General features: G+C 56.8%; 16 protein-coding genes. 11 read left to right on the top strand and 5 right to left on the bottom strand.

Annotated features, from left to right (window positions below; translation table 11 throughout):
• A complete protein-coding gene (locus CR159_RS19110; protein WP_233208405.1) occupies positions 1-594 on the top strand; it encodes a DUF4136 domain-containing protein in 594 nt (197 codons plus the stop codon).
• An 11-nt stretch (positions 595-605) separates the two neighbouring features.
• Here CR159_RS19110 and CR159_RS19105 read toward each other — a convergent pair whose 3' ends face one another.
• Positions 606-962 (bottom strand): H-NS histone family protein, encoded by a 357-nt coding sequence (locus CR159_RS19105; protein WP_102075567.1) that lies wholly within the window; start codon positions 960-962, stop codon positions 606-608.
• Positions 963-1,055: 93 nt separating this feature from the next.
• Between CR159_RS19105 and CR159_RS19100 the strand changes: the two genes are divergently transcribed.
• From CR159_RS19100 to thpD, 7 genes are all read left to right on the top strand, one after another.
• Positions 1,056-1,874, top strand: coding sequence for a carbon-nitrogen hydrolase family protein (locus CR159_RS19100; RefSeq protein WP_102075543.1), 819 nt, complete (start codon positions 1,056-1,058; stop codon positions 1,872-1,874).
• A gap of 24 nt (positions 1,875-1,898) precedes the next feature.
• The gene (tldD, locus tag CR159_RS19095) at positions 1,899-3,362 is read left to right on the top strand and encodes a metalloprotease TldD (RefSeq protein WP_102075542.1); all 1,464 of its coding nucleotides are present in this window, start codon (positions 1,899-1,901) and stop codon (positions 3,360-3,362) included.
• 166 nt (positions 3,363-3,528) lie between these two features.
• Positions 3,529-4,068 carry a MarR family winged helix-turn-helix transcriptional regulator gene (locus CR159_RS19090; protein WP_102075541.1) on the top strand — a complete coding sequence of 180 codons (540 nt, stop codon included), beginning with the start codon at positions 3,529-3,531 and terminating at the stop codon, positions 4,066-4,068.
• A complete protein-coding gene (ectA, locus tag CR159_RS19085; protein WP_102075540.1) occupies positions 4,065-4,619 on the top strand; it encodes a diaminobutyrate acetyltransferase in 555 nt (184 codons plus the stop codon). Before CR159_RS19090 ends, ectA begins: the two co-directional genes overlap by 4 nt.
• Positions 4,620-4,727: 108 nt before the next feature.
• A complete protein-coding gene (gene ectB / locus CR159_RS19080) occupies positions 4,728-6,035 on the top strand; it encodes a diaminobutyrate--2-oxoglutarate transaminase (RefSeq protein ID WP_102075566.1) in 1,308 nt (435 codons plus the stop codon).
• Positions 6,032-6,427: an ectoine synthase gene (locus CR159_RS19075; protein ID WP_102075539.1), complete on the top strand. Its 396-nt coding sequence runs from the start codon at positions 6,032-6,034 to the stop codon at positions 6,425-6,427. The genes ectB and CR159_RS19075 overlap by 4 nt, the downstream gene beginning before the upstream one ends.
• Positions 6,428-6,444: 17 nt before the next feature.
• The gene (gene thpD, locus CR159_RS19070) at positions 6,445-7,368 is read left to right on the top strand and encodes an ectoine hydroxylase (protein ID WP_102075538.1); all 924 of its coding nucleotides are present in this window, start codon (positions 6,445-6,447) and stop codon (positions 7,366-7,368) included.
• A gap of 42 nt (positions 7,369-7,410) precedes the next feature.
• Here the strand turns inward: thpD and ehuA are convergent, their stop codons facing one another.
• Genes ehuA through ehuB form a run of 4 tightly spaced genes read right to left on the bottom strand, consistent with a single transcriptional unit; the run spans position 7,411 to position 10,448 of the window.
• Positions 7,411-8,187 (bottom strand): ectoine/hydroxyectoine ABC transporter ATP-binding protein EhuA, encoded by a 777-nt coding sequence (gene ehuA, locus CR159_RS19065; RefSeq protein WP_102075537.1) that lies wholly within the window; start codon positions 8,185-8,187, stop codon positions 7,411-7,413.
• Positions 8,184-8,876: an ectoine/hydroxyectoine ABC transporter permease subunit EhuD gene (gene ehuD / locus CR159_RS19060; protein WP_102075536.1), complete on the bottom strand. Its 693-nt coding sequence runs from the start codon at positions 8,874-8,876 to the stop codon at positions 8,184-8,186. The genes ehuA and ehuD overlap by 4 nt, the downstream gene beginning before the upstream one ends.
• A 2-nt stretch (positions 8,877-8,878) precedes the next feature.
• Positions 8,879-9,550, bottom strand: coding sequence for an ectoine/hydroxyectoine ABC transporter permease subunit EhuC (gene ehuC, locus CR159_RS19055; protein ID WP_102075535.1), 672 nt, complete (start codon positions 9,548-9,550; stop codon positions 8,879-8,881).
• A gap of 43 nt (positions 9,551-9,593) precedes the next feature.
• Positions 9,594-10,448: an ectoine/hydroxyectoine ABC transporter substrate-binding protein EhuB gene (gene ehuB / locus CR159_RS19050; protein WP_233208404.1), complete on the bottom strand. Its 855-nt coding sequence runs from the start codon at positions 10,446-10,448 to the stop codon at positions 9,594-9,596.
• 379 nt (positions 10,449-10,827) lie between these two features.
• Here ehuB and aroG point away from each other — a divergent pair, with 379 nt between their 5' ends.
• The 3 genes from aroG to CR159_RS19035 are packed head-to-tail and all read left to right on the top strand — an operon-like array spanning position 10,828 to position 14,945.
• Positions 10,828-11,943, top strand: coding sequence for a 3-deoxy-7-phosphoheptulonate synthase AroG (gene aroG / locus CR159_RS19045; protein WP_102075533.1), 1,116 nt, complete (start codon positions 10,828-10,830; stop codon positions 11,941-11,943).
• Positions 11,944-11,994: 51 nt separating this feature from the next.
• Entirely contained in the window at positions 11,995-13,407 is a 1,413-nt protein-coding gene (locus tag CR159_RS19040) for an FAD-binding oxidoreductase (RefSeq protein ID WP_102075532.1), read from the top strand.
• A gap of 59 nt (positions 13,408-13,466) precedes the next feature.
• Complete coding sequence (locus CR159_RS19035; RefSeq protein ID WP_439650581.1) at positions 13,467-14,945, top strand: FAD-linked oxidase C-terminal domain-containing protein; 1,479 nt, start codon at positions 13,467-13,469, stop codon at positions 14,943-14,945.
• Position 14,946 lies beyond the last annotated feature (1 nt).

Here is a 14,946-nt window from a genome sequence, read left to right as displayed (position 1 = left end):
ATGGCAAGCCTGTTTCTGGTGACAGGATGCGCATCAACGCTGTCGGCCCGGGTAACCAGCTATCAGCAATGGCCCTCCAACGTGGAAGGCCAGTTCTACCGCATTGTGCCCGCTGAAAGCCAGGCCAACAATCTGGAATTCCAGTCGGTTGCCGACATGGTTCGCGCATCGATAGGCCCGACCGGACTGGTCGAGGCGCGCTCAGGGCAGGCTGCACGATTCGATGTCACTATTGCCTACAACAATCCGGTCAGTACCGCGCTGGTCCAGCGTTCTTACGACCCCTATATGGACGGCTGGGGCTTTGGTCCTGCGTTCGGCGGCTATTATGGCGGATATCGAGGATGGGGCGGCGGCATCTATATGTCGCCGCCCGCGTATACCGTGCCGGTCGACGTGTACAAAAACACGCTTACTGTGATTATCAAGGATAATCAAAACAGCGGCGCTGAAGTATATAGATCCAGTGCCGTCAACGTTAGTACGACCGATAATCTTGCGCAGGCCATGCCTTATCTGGCCCAAGCGGTGTTTGACGGCTTTCCCGGCAACAACGGCCAAGTCCGCGAGGTGAACTACGAGCGTGGTCGTTAGGCTTGCCCTGTCTAGATAAGAAAGTTGCTTCTATCCTGGCCCTCGGCTTCGGCTGCAGTTACCCAGCGCGGCGCTTTGCCGCGGCCGGTCCACGTGGCCCCCGTTTCGGGGTGCCGGTATTTGGCTGGAACGGGCCGTTTGTTTTTTGCGGCGGCAGGGGTCGGCTTGGGCGTGGAGGTCTTTACGGTTTTCTTGTTGTAGGCCTCTGCAATTTCTTCCGGCGTAATCTCATATTCGCGCATCGAACGGATAATCGAAGTGATTGCCGGACCGCGCTGTTTTACCTGTAAAGCCTGGGCTTGTTTCTGCAGTTTCTGTATTTCTTTTTCTATTTTTTGTTTTGCCGATAAATAGGTATCGCGGACCATGAATATTCCTGTGTCGAATGTGAACATTAATTATTGCGCATAATAAACCAAAGCGTTGGTATTACTTCGCTAATTTCATTCTGGATAATCATTATGGTGCCCACTAAAGATATTTCACGCGTGGCGGCTATTCAAACCGTTACGTCGACGCAGCTGGGCCAAAATCTCGATGAGGCGGCGGCACTGATTGGCCAGGCTGTGCAAGACGGCGCCGAACTCATCGTGCTGCCAGAGTATTTCTGCCTGATGGGAAATAAAGACCGGGACAAGCTTGCCATCAAGGAAGCGCTGGGTAGTGGTCCCATTCAGGAGTTTCTGTCCAGCCAAGCCTCGATGCACGGTATCTGGCTGGTGGGAGGCACCTTGCCTCTTGATTGCGGCCAGGCTGACCGCATCTACAATACGACATTGGTTTATGACCCGTCCGGCGCGCGTGTTGCGCGATACGACAAGATCCATTTGTTCGGCTACAGGAAGGGCGCCGAGTCCTACGACGAGTCCGTATCCATCCGTCCTGGTGAAAACACGCCGCAAACGTTCATGGCGCCTTGCGGTCAAGTGGGTCTTTCCATTTGTTACGATTTACGGTTCCCGGAATTTTTCCGGGCCATGGGGCCGGTAAACCTCATGGTGGTGCCAGCCGCCTTCACGTATACGACAGGGTCCGCCCACTGGGACGTACTGCTGCGAGCGCGCGCGATTGAGAATCAATGCTATGTGTTGGCTGCGGCACAAGGCGGCAAGCATGAAAACGGTCGCCGCACCTGGGGCCATTCTGTTCTAATTGATCCATGGGGCGACGTTGTCGACAGTATTGCTGAAGGTCCGGGAATCGCCATTGGCGACATGAACCTTCAACATCTGCGCGACGTTCGGGAATCCTTACCCGCCCTCAAACATCGAACGATGTAATTTGTCGTTGTTACGGTACTTTTTATGAAACTTGTTGACCCTGCTTTCAGTGCCCTGGCCACCGCGAAATCGGTTCTGCTCGATCCTTGGGGTCTGAGCGAAGACGATATGGCGCGCGCGCTGGGCGAAATATTTACGCATAAGGTCGATTACGCCGACCTGTATTTTCAATATACCCGCAGTGAAGGCTGGAGCCTTGAAGAGGGTATTGTCAAAACCGGCAGCTTCTCTATCGAGCAAGGCGTGGGCGTGCGCGCGATCAGCGGTGAAAAGACCGCGTTCGCCTATTCCGACACACTATCGCCCGACGCGCTCCTGTCGTCGGCGCGTGTCGTGCGCACCATTGCCCGCCAAGGGGCGGGACGCCAAAAAGTCATTTCGGGGCATCCTCCTGCAGGTCACGATCTTTATCCGGCGATCGACCCTGTCAATACCTTGTCGGCACCCGACAAGGTGGCGTTGCTGGAGCGTTTCGAAGCCATGGCACGCGCCGCCGATCCCCATATCATCCAGGTGATGGCGGGGTTGGGCGCCGAGTACGATGTCATACTGGTTGCGGGCAGCGACGGGCGGCTGGCCGCTGATGTCCGCCCGCTGGTTCGTCTTTCCCTGACGGTCATCGCCGAGCGCAATGGCCGCCGCGAAATGGGCCACGGGGGCGGAGGAGGCCGCAGCGGGCTCGCCTATTTCACCGACGATGTGTTGCGCTCTTATGTGCAACGCGCCACCCACGAAGCGCTCGTCAATCTTGATGCCAAGGCGGCGCCGGCGGGTGAAATGACCGTCGTGCTGGGTTCGGGCTGGCCAGGCATCTTGCTGCACGAAGCGGTGGGCCACGGACTCGAGGGCGACTTCAATCGCAAGGGTTCCAGCATTTTTGCGGGGCGCATCGGGGAACGCGTGGCTTCCAAGGGCGTTACTGTCATCGACGACGGAACACTGGCCGACAGGCGTGGGTCGTTGAACATCGATGACGAAGGCAATGCCACGCAACGTAACGTGCTTATCGAGGACGGCGTCCTGAAAGGGTATATGCAAGATTCAATGAACGCGCGCCTCATGAAAATGCCGGTCACTGGCAATGGACGACGCGAATCGTATGCGCACCTGCCTATGCCGCGCATGACCAATACTTTCATGCTGCCTGGGCAAGTACCACCGGCGGAGATCATCGCATCGGTCAAGAAGGGCTTATATGCCGTGAATTTTGGCGGTGGCCAAGTTGATATCACCAGTGGCAAGTTCGTATTCTCCACTTCCGAAGCGTACATGATCGAGAATGGCAAGGTGACATATCCCGTCAAGGGCGCCACACTCATAGGAAATGGCCCCGACGCCATGAACCAAGTCAGCCTAATCGGTAACGACTTGCAACTTGATTCCGGGGTGGGAACTTGCGGAAAAGAAGGGCAAAGCGTTCCGGTGGGCGTTGGCATGCCGACCGTCCGGATGGACGGCCTCACGGTGGGCGGCACCGGCACGGCTTAGCTGTAATTTCCCCTTAAGGGTCGGTTCCAGCCCGGCGTTCGTCTTGCTGTTTTGTGGCGCGCCGACCCTCCGCTTTGACACTTTGCCCGGGTATTCACGGTTGACATAGGTGCTTTGCGCGCATATCATTTCTGTTGAAATCAATTTAACAGAACTATTTCGTGTGATGACTAAATCATTGGAAGACCAACAGTTCGACCTGCGTATCTTGCGTGCATTGCGACGCATCACGCGTTCGATTGCCCTGCATTCCCGTCAGTTGGCCGCCTGCAGCAACATTACGGCGCCACAACTGGTTTGCCTGCGCGCCGTGATCGAGCGCGGTCCGCTGACGGCCACGGCCATCAGCCGCGAAGTCCATGTCAGCCCCAGTACCGTCGTCGGCATTCTTGACCGCCTGGAAGACAAAGGCCTTATTCGGCGCGAGCGCGGGCGCGAAGATCGCCGTATCGTGTTCGTGTCGGCAACTGAAGCAGGTCGTGCACTGGCACTTGACACGCCGTCCCCTTTGCAGCAGAAACTGTCCGACGCGCTCAGGTCGCTGCCGGAGCTCGAGCAAGCCACCATCACGCTGTCACTTGAACGAATTGTCCACCTCATGGAGTCGGACGGCACCGCGCTTGCTGAACAGCCGGGTGAAATTGCCTCGCCCATCCTGGATGTGCCGACAGCCGGTGTTCCGCCAGAATCGGGACTGGTGGTGTGAACGATCAAGATACCTCGATACCTCTATTTCAATCAGCCGCCAAGGGCGGCATCCCCCTGCAGTCCGTCTCGACCTTGCGTGCTCCCGGCAAGCGGGATGCGGCAGCCATCCACGACCTGGTGTCCCAGTGCCCGCCGCTGGACCTGAACTCCCTTTATACCTATCTGCTGCTCAGCGAGCATTTTCGCGATACCTGCATCGTGGCGCAAGACAGCGACGGCATTGAAGGCTTCGTGTCCGCCTACGTACCGCCCGGAAGGGCCGACGTACTTTTCGTTTGGCAAGTGGCCGTACACGAACGTGCGCGCGGCAAAGGCTTGGCCCGGTACATGCTGAACGGACTGTTGCGGCGACCCGGCATGAATCAAATCAGATATATCGAAACAACGGTAGGTCCGGATAACCGTGCATCGCGCAGTTTGTTCGCCTCCGTGGCGCGCCAGCTGGACGCTCGATCATGCGAGACGCCGTTGTTCGAGAGGCATTTATTCGGCATGCATGGGCATGACGATGAACCGCTTATACGCATAGGCCCTTTCAGGCCTGCGTAGTCGATGGTGCGTGACGCACCAATATTCTTCAAACAGAGGCGCCAGCCAAGGGCGGGAGCATTGTTTCGCTTCGTCCCGGCGCTTCGCCAAAAGAGAGGAAGAAACATGATGGATTTAAAAATATTTGACCGGATGGAGTCGGAAGTGCGGGGCTACGTCCGGTCGTTTCCTGTCATCTTCAAGCAAGCACGCGGCTCCATATTGATTGATGAAGACGATAAACAGTACATCGATTTCTTCAGCGGTGCAGGGACGTTGAACTACGGGCACAATAATCCGGTATTCAAGAAAAAAGTCATCGAATATCTTGATACCGATGGTCTGATTCATGGCCTGGACATGGCGACTACGGCCAAGAAACACTTTCTTGAGACCGTCGATCGCGTATTGCTCAAGCCGCGCGACTGGAAGTACACCTTGCAGTTTACCGGCCCGACAGGCACCAATGCGGTCGAAGCCGCCTTGAAGCTTGCGCGGCAGATCAAGGGCAGGCAGAACATCATTTCGTTCACGCATGGCTTCCACGGCGTGAGTGGCGGATCGCTGGCAGTGACGGCCAACTCGAAATTCCGGAATGCGGCGGGCGTGTCGCTGGCGAACACCACGTTCATGCCTTTCGATGGCTACATGGGACCCGACATCAACACCATGGCCTATCTGGAACGCATGCTGGACGATCCCAGCAGCGGCCTGGACCATCCCGCCGCGGTGATCGTGGAGACGGTCCAGGGCGAGGGCGGTGTCAACGTGGCTACGTGGCGTTGGTTGAAGGAGCTTGAGCGGCTTTGCAAAAAACATGACATGTTGCTGATCGTGGACGATATCCAGGTCGGTTGCGGCCGGACCGGCAACTTTTTCAGCTTTGAGTCGGCAGGCATTCAGCCTGACATCATCACATTGTCCAAATCCCTCTCGGGCTTCGGTCTTCCCATGTCGCTCGTGCTGATGAAACCCGAACTCGATATATGGAAACCGGGCGCACACAGCGGCACGTTCCGTGGCAATAACCTGGCATTTGTTACCGCATCCCAGGCGCTCGAGACGTATTGGAGCGATGGGGCTTTTTCCGAAGAAATTCAGCGCAAGGAAGGTCTGGTGCGCGACTGGCTGGAGAACCTGGTCCACAGCTACCCGATGGCGGGGCTGAGCGTGCGCGGCCGTGGCCTCATCCAGGGGCTGATCACTTCCGCCGATGACGATGTCGCGGCGCAGGTGGCAAAGAAGGCATTCGGATATGGCCTCGTGATCGAAACCTCAGGGGCGCATGATGAAGTCCTCAAGGTCCTGCCTGCACTGACGATAGAAGATGATCTGCTTTCGCGCGGACTGGAAATCATTGAGCGTAGCGTTGCCGAAGTGTTGGCAGAAAAGGGCGTAAGCGCCCATGTATTGAAATTTGGAGGTAGAGCGCGATGATCGTAAGGAATGTCAACGAAGTCATAGGTACCGAGCACGAGGTCATAACGGAAAACTGGCTCAGCAGGCGAGTGCTGTTGCAAAAGGACGGCATGGGCTTCTCGTTTCACGAGACCGTGATATTTCCCGGTACTGAAACGCATATCCACTATCAGAACCATCTCGAAGCCGTATGGTGCATAGAAGGGGATGGCGAAATCGAAACCATAGCCGATGGCAAGAAATACGCACTGGGTCCTGGAGTCGTCTATGCCCTCGACGAAAATGATGAGCATTGGCTGCGGGGCGGCAAAGAGCCGTTGCGAGTGATTTGTGTATTCAACCCGCCCTTGACAGGCTTTGAGGTGCATGACGAGAAAGGGGTATACCCGGCAGACGCGCGCGCCGCGTAAAAGTTAAGGAGTAGTAAATGAGAAAACCCATTGCAGACTGGTATGCCTCGCGCAACGATCGCGGTTCGGCGATCATTGCCAGGCAGGATCCAGTAGTCTATGAAGGTGGCAATTATGCCGACGCCGTGGAAGAAAGCCAGATAGCCGCTTACGAGCGCGATGGCTTTCTGTTGCTCGAAGATATTTTCAGCGACGCCGAGACGCAGGTTCTGCTGGATGAAGTCAAGCGCATGAGCGCCGATTCCTCCATCGTGTCGATGGAGGAATCCATTACAGAACCCGGTAGCAACGAAGTGCGTTCCATCTTCCGGGTTCATGAACTGAGCGATATGCTTGGGAATCTTGCCCGTGATCCCCGTTTGATCAATGTGGCGCGCCAGATTCTGGGTTCGGAAGTCTATATGCACCAATCGCGTGCCAACATGAAACCCGGCTTCAAAGGCAAGGAGTTCTACTGGCATTCCGATTTCGAAACCTGGCACGTCGAAGACGGCATGCCACGGATGCGGGCGCTGAGTTGTTCAGTATTGCTGAGCGACAACAATGCCTGCAACGGTCCGCTTATGCTGGTACCGAGCTCACATCAGCAGTTCGTGTCCTGCCAGGGCCAGACGCCTGACGACCACTACAAGAAATCGCTCAAGAAGCAGGAGTATGGTGTGCCTGATCCGTTGAGCCTGCAATTGCTGGTCGAGCAAGGCGGCATCAAGCCCATGATGGCAAAGGCCGGATCGGTCGTCTTTTTTGACTGCAATACCATGCATGGATCCAATGGCAATATTTCGCCATGGCCTCGTGCCAATGTTTTCATGGTGTACAACAGTACCGAGAATGCATTGGGCGCCCCGATGCATGGGCTGAAGCCCCGGCCCGAGCATATTGCCGCGCGCCGCGACTTCTCCGCCCTGGTTCCACAAGAAGCGCCCTTGGCACTGGCCTAGCGTAAAGGCCGCCAAAAGGCGGCCTTTAGCGTCGGACCCATCTTATTCCTGATTAATGAAATTTTTCAGGAATTCGCGGGTCCGTTCTTCTTTGGGGCTGGTATACAGGACTTCCGGTGGACCTTCTTCCACAATCTTGCCTTTGTCAAAAAAACAAACACGGTCGGAAATTTGCTTGGCGAACTGCATTTCGTGTGTCACAAGCAGCATCGTCAAGTCATGCTCTTCGGCCAGACGCTGGATAACTGTCAGCACTTCGCCGACCAGCTCAGGGTCCAGGGAAGACGTAGGCTCATCAAACAGCATGATGTTTGGACGCATGGCCAGCGCGCGAGCGATGCCGACCCTTTGTTGCTGTCCTCCCGACAACTGCCTGGGGAATTTGTCCGCCTGATCGGACAGGCCCACCAGGTCAAGGTATTCTTCGGCGCGCTGGTTGGCTTCGGCTTTGGACAGGCCAAGCACTTGCACAGGCGCTTCGGTCACGTTGCGGCGTACCGTCATGTGCGGAAACAGGTTGAACTGCTGGAACACCATGCCCATTTCCTTGCGCATCTCGCGCAGGTGGCCTTCGCTGGCGGGTACCAGCTTATCGTCCTTGTACTCGTGCCAGAGCGGCTTGCCGGCCACGTGTATGACGCCCTCATTGATGGCTTCCAGCGTCATCAGGATGCGCAGCACTGTAGATTTACCCGACCCGGATGGGCCGATAATGGTGACTTTTTCACCTTTCTGAACCTGGAAATCCAGGGAGTCCAGCACGGTGATGTCGCCAAAGCGTTTGACGACATTGTCGAATTTTATAATCGGTTCATTCATCGCAGGGGCAGTCCTTGCTTGGGCAGGCGGGTATCCAGGTATCGTATGGCACCCGAGGCAAACAAGGTGAGCACGAGATACAAGCCGCCCACCATCGAGAGGGGAATCAGGTAGTTGAAGGTCCGGTCGCCGATAATCTTGGCCACGTTCAGCATTTCAAGGACCGACACGACCGACAATACGGGCACATCCTTCATGATGGACACCAGGTAGTTGCCCAGGGCCGGTACGATACGGGGAATGGCTTGCGGCACAATAATGAAGAAAAAAGTCCGGAATGCGGATAGGTCCAGCGCGCGGGCCGCTTCCGTTTGTCCTCGGGACACCGACTCGATGCCGGCCCGGTACACTTCCGACATGTAGGCGCTGTACTGAACGCCCAGGGCAAGTGCTCCCGTCAGGAATGCCGGCAGCACAATACCGTATTCCGGCAGCACGTAGTAAAGGAAAAACAGCTGGATCAATAGCGGCGTGTCGCGAATGAACTCGGTAATCAGGCGGGCCGGCCACGATATGATGCGCAGCCGCGCCGATTTCAGTGCGGCCAGTACCAGGCCAAGCACGGCGGCCACTGCAAAACCCAAAACGGTCGCCTGGATGGTAATGACCAGGCCCTTGAGCAGTATGGGCAGTATGGAGCCGGCGAACAGCCAGTTATTGGTGGTGTCCCACTCTATGCCAAAAAGCATGGTCAGGCCCTCCCCGAACGCCAGCGCCCGACCGAGCGCTCCAGCAATTTCATGATGGCGGTCAAGACCAATGCCATGCCGAAGTACATGAACAGCAGCAGCGTATAGATGGTGGTGCTGTCCTGGGTGAAATTCCGGATTTGTTCGGCTCGAAAAGCCAGGTCGCCCAAACTGATCAGGGAAACGAGGGCCGTGTCTTTCAGGTTCTGTACGGCAAGATTACCAAAGCTGGGCATCATCTCCGGAACCGCTTGCGGCAGCAAAATGCGCCACAAGGTCTGGCGCGGAGTGAAGTCCAGGGCTTTCGCCGCTTCATGCTGCGAATGAGGTACCGCCTGGATGGCGCCTCGCACGACTTCAGCGCCATAGGCCCCGATGTTGAGCGCAAGGGCCAATGTGCCCGCCACCACAGGCGGCAGGCGCAGGTCTATGCCGATGGCCTGGCCCAGTATCGGCAGGGCGAAATAGAGCCAGAAGAGCTGTACAAGCAGCGACGTGCCGCGGAAGATTTCGATAAAGAAAATCGAAATCCCCTTGGCCAGCCAGTTCCTGGATAGTTTTCCAATGCCGAACGCAAATGAAAAGAAGGCGCCTAGCACGGTGGAATACAGCGTCAGCTGTACGGTCACCCAGGCGCCTTCAAGCAGCGGCTTGCTGTAACTGAGCCATTCCATCAGGGTTTCGATCCAATTTCTTCAAGAAAGGAAAGGGTGCCGCTTAACCGGCGCACAGCTGCTCAGTGGTCTTGCTGGAAGATTCTTTCGCATCGGTTGGGCTGAAACCATAGTTCGACATGATTGTTTGCCAGCCGTCCGTTTTCTTGAACTTTGCCAGTTCGGCACTCACCGCATCACGCAGGTCCTGTGAATCCTGGGTAAAGGTGAACGCGCCCCAGCTGCGTGCGGGCTCACCGTCAATCACGGGATCGGTAAAGTTCTTTGCCGGTTCGACTTTATCGCTTTTTCCGGCCAGCTCGCTGACTGTCAGGCTTGTGGCGGCATAAGCGCTTGCACGGCCCGTGGCGACGGTGGAAATGGCGTCCGCATTGTTCGATATGGTGACCATGCGATTGGAAGGTACGCCCAGGGCCTGGAGCATTTCAAGCTGGTCGGCGCCGGCCATGATGGCAATTTTCTTGTCGTTCTTGGAAAATGCCTCGAAGGTGTGGATGTCGTCAGGATTTCCCTTGGCCACCAGCAGTCCCTCGCCATACGAACTGTTCGGTTCCGAGAATAGAACCTCTTTGCATCGTTGCGGAAGAATAGCCATTTCAGCGGCCACCATATCGAAGCGGTTTGCACGTAAGCCGGGAATCAGCGAACCGAAATTGGTGGTGACCCACTTGATCTCGTCGATACCCAGTTGCTTCATGACATGCTTGGCGACATCCGGGCCCGCGCCCTTGGCTTCGCCGCTCATGTCCATGTAGCCGTAGGGAATCTCATTGGCGACTGCTACACGGATGTAGCCGCGTTCCTTGACCTCGGCGAGGGTGGCGGCCGACGCTTGAGTTGCCGCGGCCGTGAGCAGCGCCGCGGCCAGTGTGCATAGGGTGGTGGTTTTATTTTTCATGTGCATGTCCTGTTTATTAGACGGATGTATGACGAGGACTCGCCGCTATATCTATTCGTCTGGAAACGATAGCTGCAAAAATCATACACTACAAAATCATTTCATCTCAAATCAATTATTGTATGAGGGCATGACTAAAGCGGCGAAATCCATATGAATTTTTGATTGGCAGGTGGTAGGACTCTGTGCTAGAGTCTGAACATGTCTCGCGCTTCCTCCTACTTTTTCTTTTATTTTTTTAGTTTTCCAAAGCCGCTGGTGGAGGAAGGGAAGCGTTGTACGCAGTAAAAAAGAAGCAAATTCCCAAAAAGCCGCCAGCGACGCTAGGCGGCTTTTTTTGTACCGCTTGCGAAGTTGGCAATTACTCTGGAGTTAAGCAGTGACCCACAATACTGACGATTTACGCATTCGGGAAATCAAGGAGCTCAGTCCTCCGGCACATGTTATGCGCGAGTTCCCTTGCACCACCGAGATCTCGGCAACCGTCTACGGCGCACGCCACGCCGTGCACAATATCCTGCAAGGGTCGGACGATAGACTGGCCGTTGTAATTGGACCGTGCTCCATCCACAACACGGCCGGCGCGCTGGACTATGCCAAGCGCCTGGTGGAACAGCGGGAACGTTTCAAGGGCGAGCTCGAAATCATCATGCGCGTCTACTTTGAAAAGCCGCGCACCACCGTGGGCTGGAAAGGCCTTATCAATGATCCCGGACTGGATGGCAGCTTCAACATCAACCAGGGCCTGCGTACCGCGCGCGAGTTGCTGATAGATGTCAACCAGATGGGCATCCCCGCCGGTTGCGAATTTCTCGACATGATCACGCCGCAATACATTGCCGACCTGGTTTCCTGGGGTGCGATCGGTGCGCGCACCACAGAAAGCCAGGTCCACAGGGAGCTGGCGTCGGGGCTTTCATGCCCGGTGGGTTTCAAGAACGGCACTGATGGCAATATCAAGATCGCCATCGACGCCATCAAGGCGGCTTCCCAGCCGCACCATTTCCTTTCGGTGACCAAGGGCGGCCATTCGGCGATTGTGTCCACGGTAGGCAACGATGACTGCCATGTCATCCTGCGCGGCGGGAAAAACCCCAACTATGATGCGGCCAACGTCGAGGCCGCGTGCCAAACGCTGGGCAAAGCCGGTTTACGCGCGCGCATCATGGTCGACGCAAGCCATGCCAATAGCAATAAAAACTACTTGAACCAGCCTTTGGTGATCGATGATGTTTCCGTTCAACTCGAAGCGGGCGACGAGCGCATTTTCGGTGTCATGGTAGAGAGCCACCTAGTGGGCGGGCGTCAGGACCTGGTGGACGGACAGCCGCTGGTCTACGGTCAGAGCATTACCGACGGCTGCATTGACTGGGACGCTTCCGTGAAGGTTCTCGAACGCTTGTCGCAGGCCGTGAAGGCAAGGCGGCAGGTTCTGGCGGGACGGCGAGACGTACTGGCGCAATCGGCAAATGCCCTGATCGGCAGCCATGCTTAAAAGTCGTAGTATTGATTTGTCAACACACCGGCGAAGTATAAGGAGTTATGCATGAACGCCCCCGCTTTAGCGCAGAGTCTGCGTCGCGCGATTCCAACTGGGTTTCTCGATACGCTCGCGGAACGTTTCGGTTCCCGGTTTTCCACCGCGCACGCGGTATGCGAGCACCATGGGCGCGACGAGTCTCCTTATCCGCCGATGTTGCCGGATGGTGTGGTGTTTGCGCTAACCACGGAAGAGGTCGCTTGGGTGGCACGCCATTGCAATCAGCATAAGGTTCCTCTTATTCCTTATGGCGTCGGTTCATCGCTGGAGGGTCATTTGCTGGCCATTCAGGGCGGCATCAGCCTTGACCTCTCCGGTATGAATAAAGTGGTGGCGGTCCACGCGGAAGACTTCACCGCGACGGTCCAGGCGGGCGTGACCCGCAAGCAGCTCAACGACGAAATTCGCGACACTGGCCTGTTTTTCCCCATTGATCCAGGCGCGGATGCAAGCTTGGGCGGCATGGCGGCCACGCGCGCCTCGGGAACGAATGCAGTGCGTTACGGCACCATGCGTGAAAACGTCATGTCGCTGAAGGTCGTCACCGCCGATGGGCGCATCATTGAAACGGCCAACCGGGCGCGCAAATCGTCCGCGGGTTACGACCTGACGCGCATTTTTGTAGGAAGCGAAGGCACGCTGGGCATAATCACGGAAGTCACTATTCGTTTGTACCCCCAGCCGGAAGCCATTTCGGCCGCGATATGCAATTTCAGCACGCTCGGTGCGGCGGTGCAAAGCGTCATCGAAATCATACAGATGGGTGTGCCGGTGGCACGGGTCGAATTCATGGATACGGCGGCGGTCAAGGCCACCAATGCCTACAGCAAGCTCGACCTCAAGGAATCGCCGCTGCTGTTGTTCGAATTCCACGGAAGCCCTGCGGGAGTCAAAGAGCAGGCGGAAATCGTGCAGGACATTACGCGCGATAACGGCGGAATGGATTTTCAGTGGGCCGAACAGCCCGAGGATCGAAGTCGCTTATGGACAGCGCGCCATAACGCCTATTTTGCGGGCTTGCAATTGCGTCCCGGCTGTCGCGCCAGTACCACCGACGTGTGTGTTCCCATTTCCCGCCTGGCCGAGTGCGTGTCCCAAACGGCGGCCGAACTGGATCAGGCCAGCTTTCCCTATACCATCGTCGGACATGTGGGCGACGGGAATTTCCACGTCCTTATGCTGCTGGACTCCGAAAATCCCCAGGAATGGGAAGAATCCGAACAGTTGAATCACAGACTGGTCCAGCGGGCGATCGACATGGACGGCACGTGCACCGGAGAGCACGGCGTTGGTTTGCATAAAATGGAATTCATGGCTGCCGAGCATGGGCGTGATGCGCTTGACCTCATGGCCAGCCTGAAAAGAGCGTTCGATCCGAACGATATCCTGAATCCCGGGAAGATTATTCCACAATCCTAGCGTCAACTACGGTATACCGTCTAAAAATATAAAGAAGCGAGACAATGAACGATACGACGATGAGTTCGGGGCCGAATCCGGCGCCGGATTTTGCAGGTCTGCTTGCGCGGCTGAAGGCTGATGTTCCCGATCATTGCATTCTGTCCAAGGTCGAGGACACCCGCCCTTACGAGTGTGATGGCTTGTCGCTGTATCGTTGCCTGCCGCCGGTGGTCGTGCTGCCCGAAACCGAAGCGCAGGTCATTGCCGTATTGCAGGCCTGCAAGGCGTTCAATATTCCCATTGTGGCGCGCGGAGCCGGAACCGGCCTGTCGGGTGGCGCCATGCCGCATGCGCAAGGCATACTGCTGGGCTTGGCCAAGCTGAACCGGATCAAGAAAATTGACCTGGAGTCGGCCACTGCCATTGTCGAGCCGGGCGTGCGCAACCTGGCCATTTCCGAAGCGGCCGCTCCGTATGGCCTGTATTACGCCCCCGATCCGTCCAGCCAGATTGCCTGTTCCATAGGCGGAAACATCGCTGAAAATTCCGGCGGCGTCCACTGCCTGAAGTATGGACTGACCATACACAACGTATTGCAGGTTCGCATGATCACCATCGATGGCGAGGTGGTCGAATTGGGTTCGGGCGCGCCCGATAGCCCCGGGCTCGACCTGCTGGCCGCCTTCATTGGTTCCGAAGGCATGCTGGGCATCGTGACCGAGGTCACGGTACGCTTGATTCCCAAGCCGTCTTGTGCGCAGGTCATCATGGCCAGCTTCGCCAGTGTCGACGCAGCCAGCCTGGCGGTGACCAATATCATTGCCGGCGGCATCATTCCAGCCGGACTTGAAATGATGGACAAGCGTGCCGTGCATATGGTTGAGCCCTTCGTCAAGGCGGGCTACGACCTTGATGCGGCGGCAATCCTTCTTTGTGAGTCGGACGGCACCGCCGAGGAAGTCAGCGACGAAGTGGCCCGCATGGAACAGGTTTTTCGCCTCGCCGGCGCGACCCGCTTGCAGGTGTCGGGATCGGAAGACGAGCGTTTGTTGTTCTGGGCCGGACGCAAGAACGCATTTCCCGCGGCCGGTCGCGTTTCGCCGGATTACTATTGCATGGATGGAACGATTCCGCGTCGCCACCTAGGGCGCGTGCTCGGTGCGATCGAGCAAATGGAAGATGAGTACAGCTTGCGCTGCGCCAATGTGTTCCATGCTGGAGACGGTAATCTTCATCCATTGATCATGTTCGATTCCAACCAGCCCGGCGACGTGGAGCGCGCCGAAAAATTCGGGGCGGCCATTCTCGAGTTGTGCGTCGAGGTGGGCGGGACGGTGACCGGAGAGCACGGTGTCGGCATAGAGAAAATCGATCAGATGTGCATACAGTTCACGCGCGAAGAACTGGATTTCTTTTCCGCCTTGAAAAGGGGGTTCGACCCCTACGGCCTGCTGAACCCGGACAAGGTCATCCCCGTGCTTGCGCGCTGCGCCGAGTACGGCAAGATGCACGTGCATAGCGGCCAGATCCGCTTTTCCGACTTGCCCCGTTTTTAAG

It is taken from the genome of Pollutimonas subterranea (genome assembly GCF_002849655.1).
In the GTDB taxonomy this organism is placed as follows: Bacteria; Pseudomonadota; Gammaproteobacteria; order Burkholderiales; family Burkholderiaceae_B; genus Pollutimonas; species Pollutimonas subterranea.
This window is presented reverse-complemented; position numbering and strand designations above follow the sequence as displayed.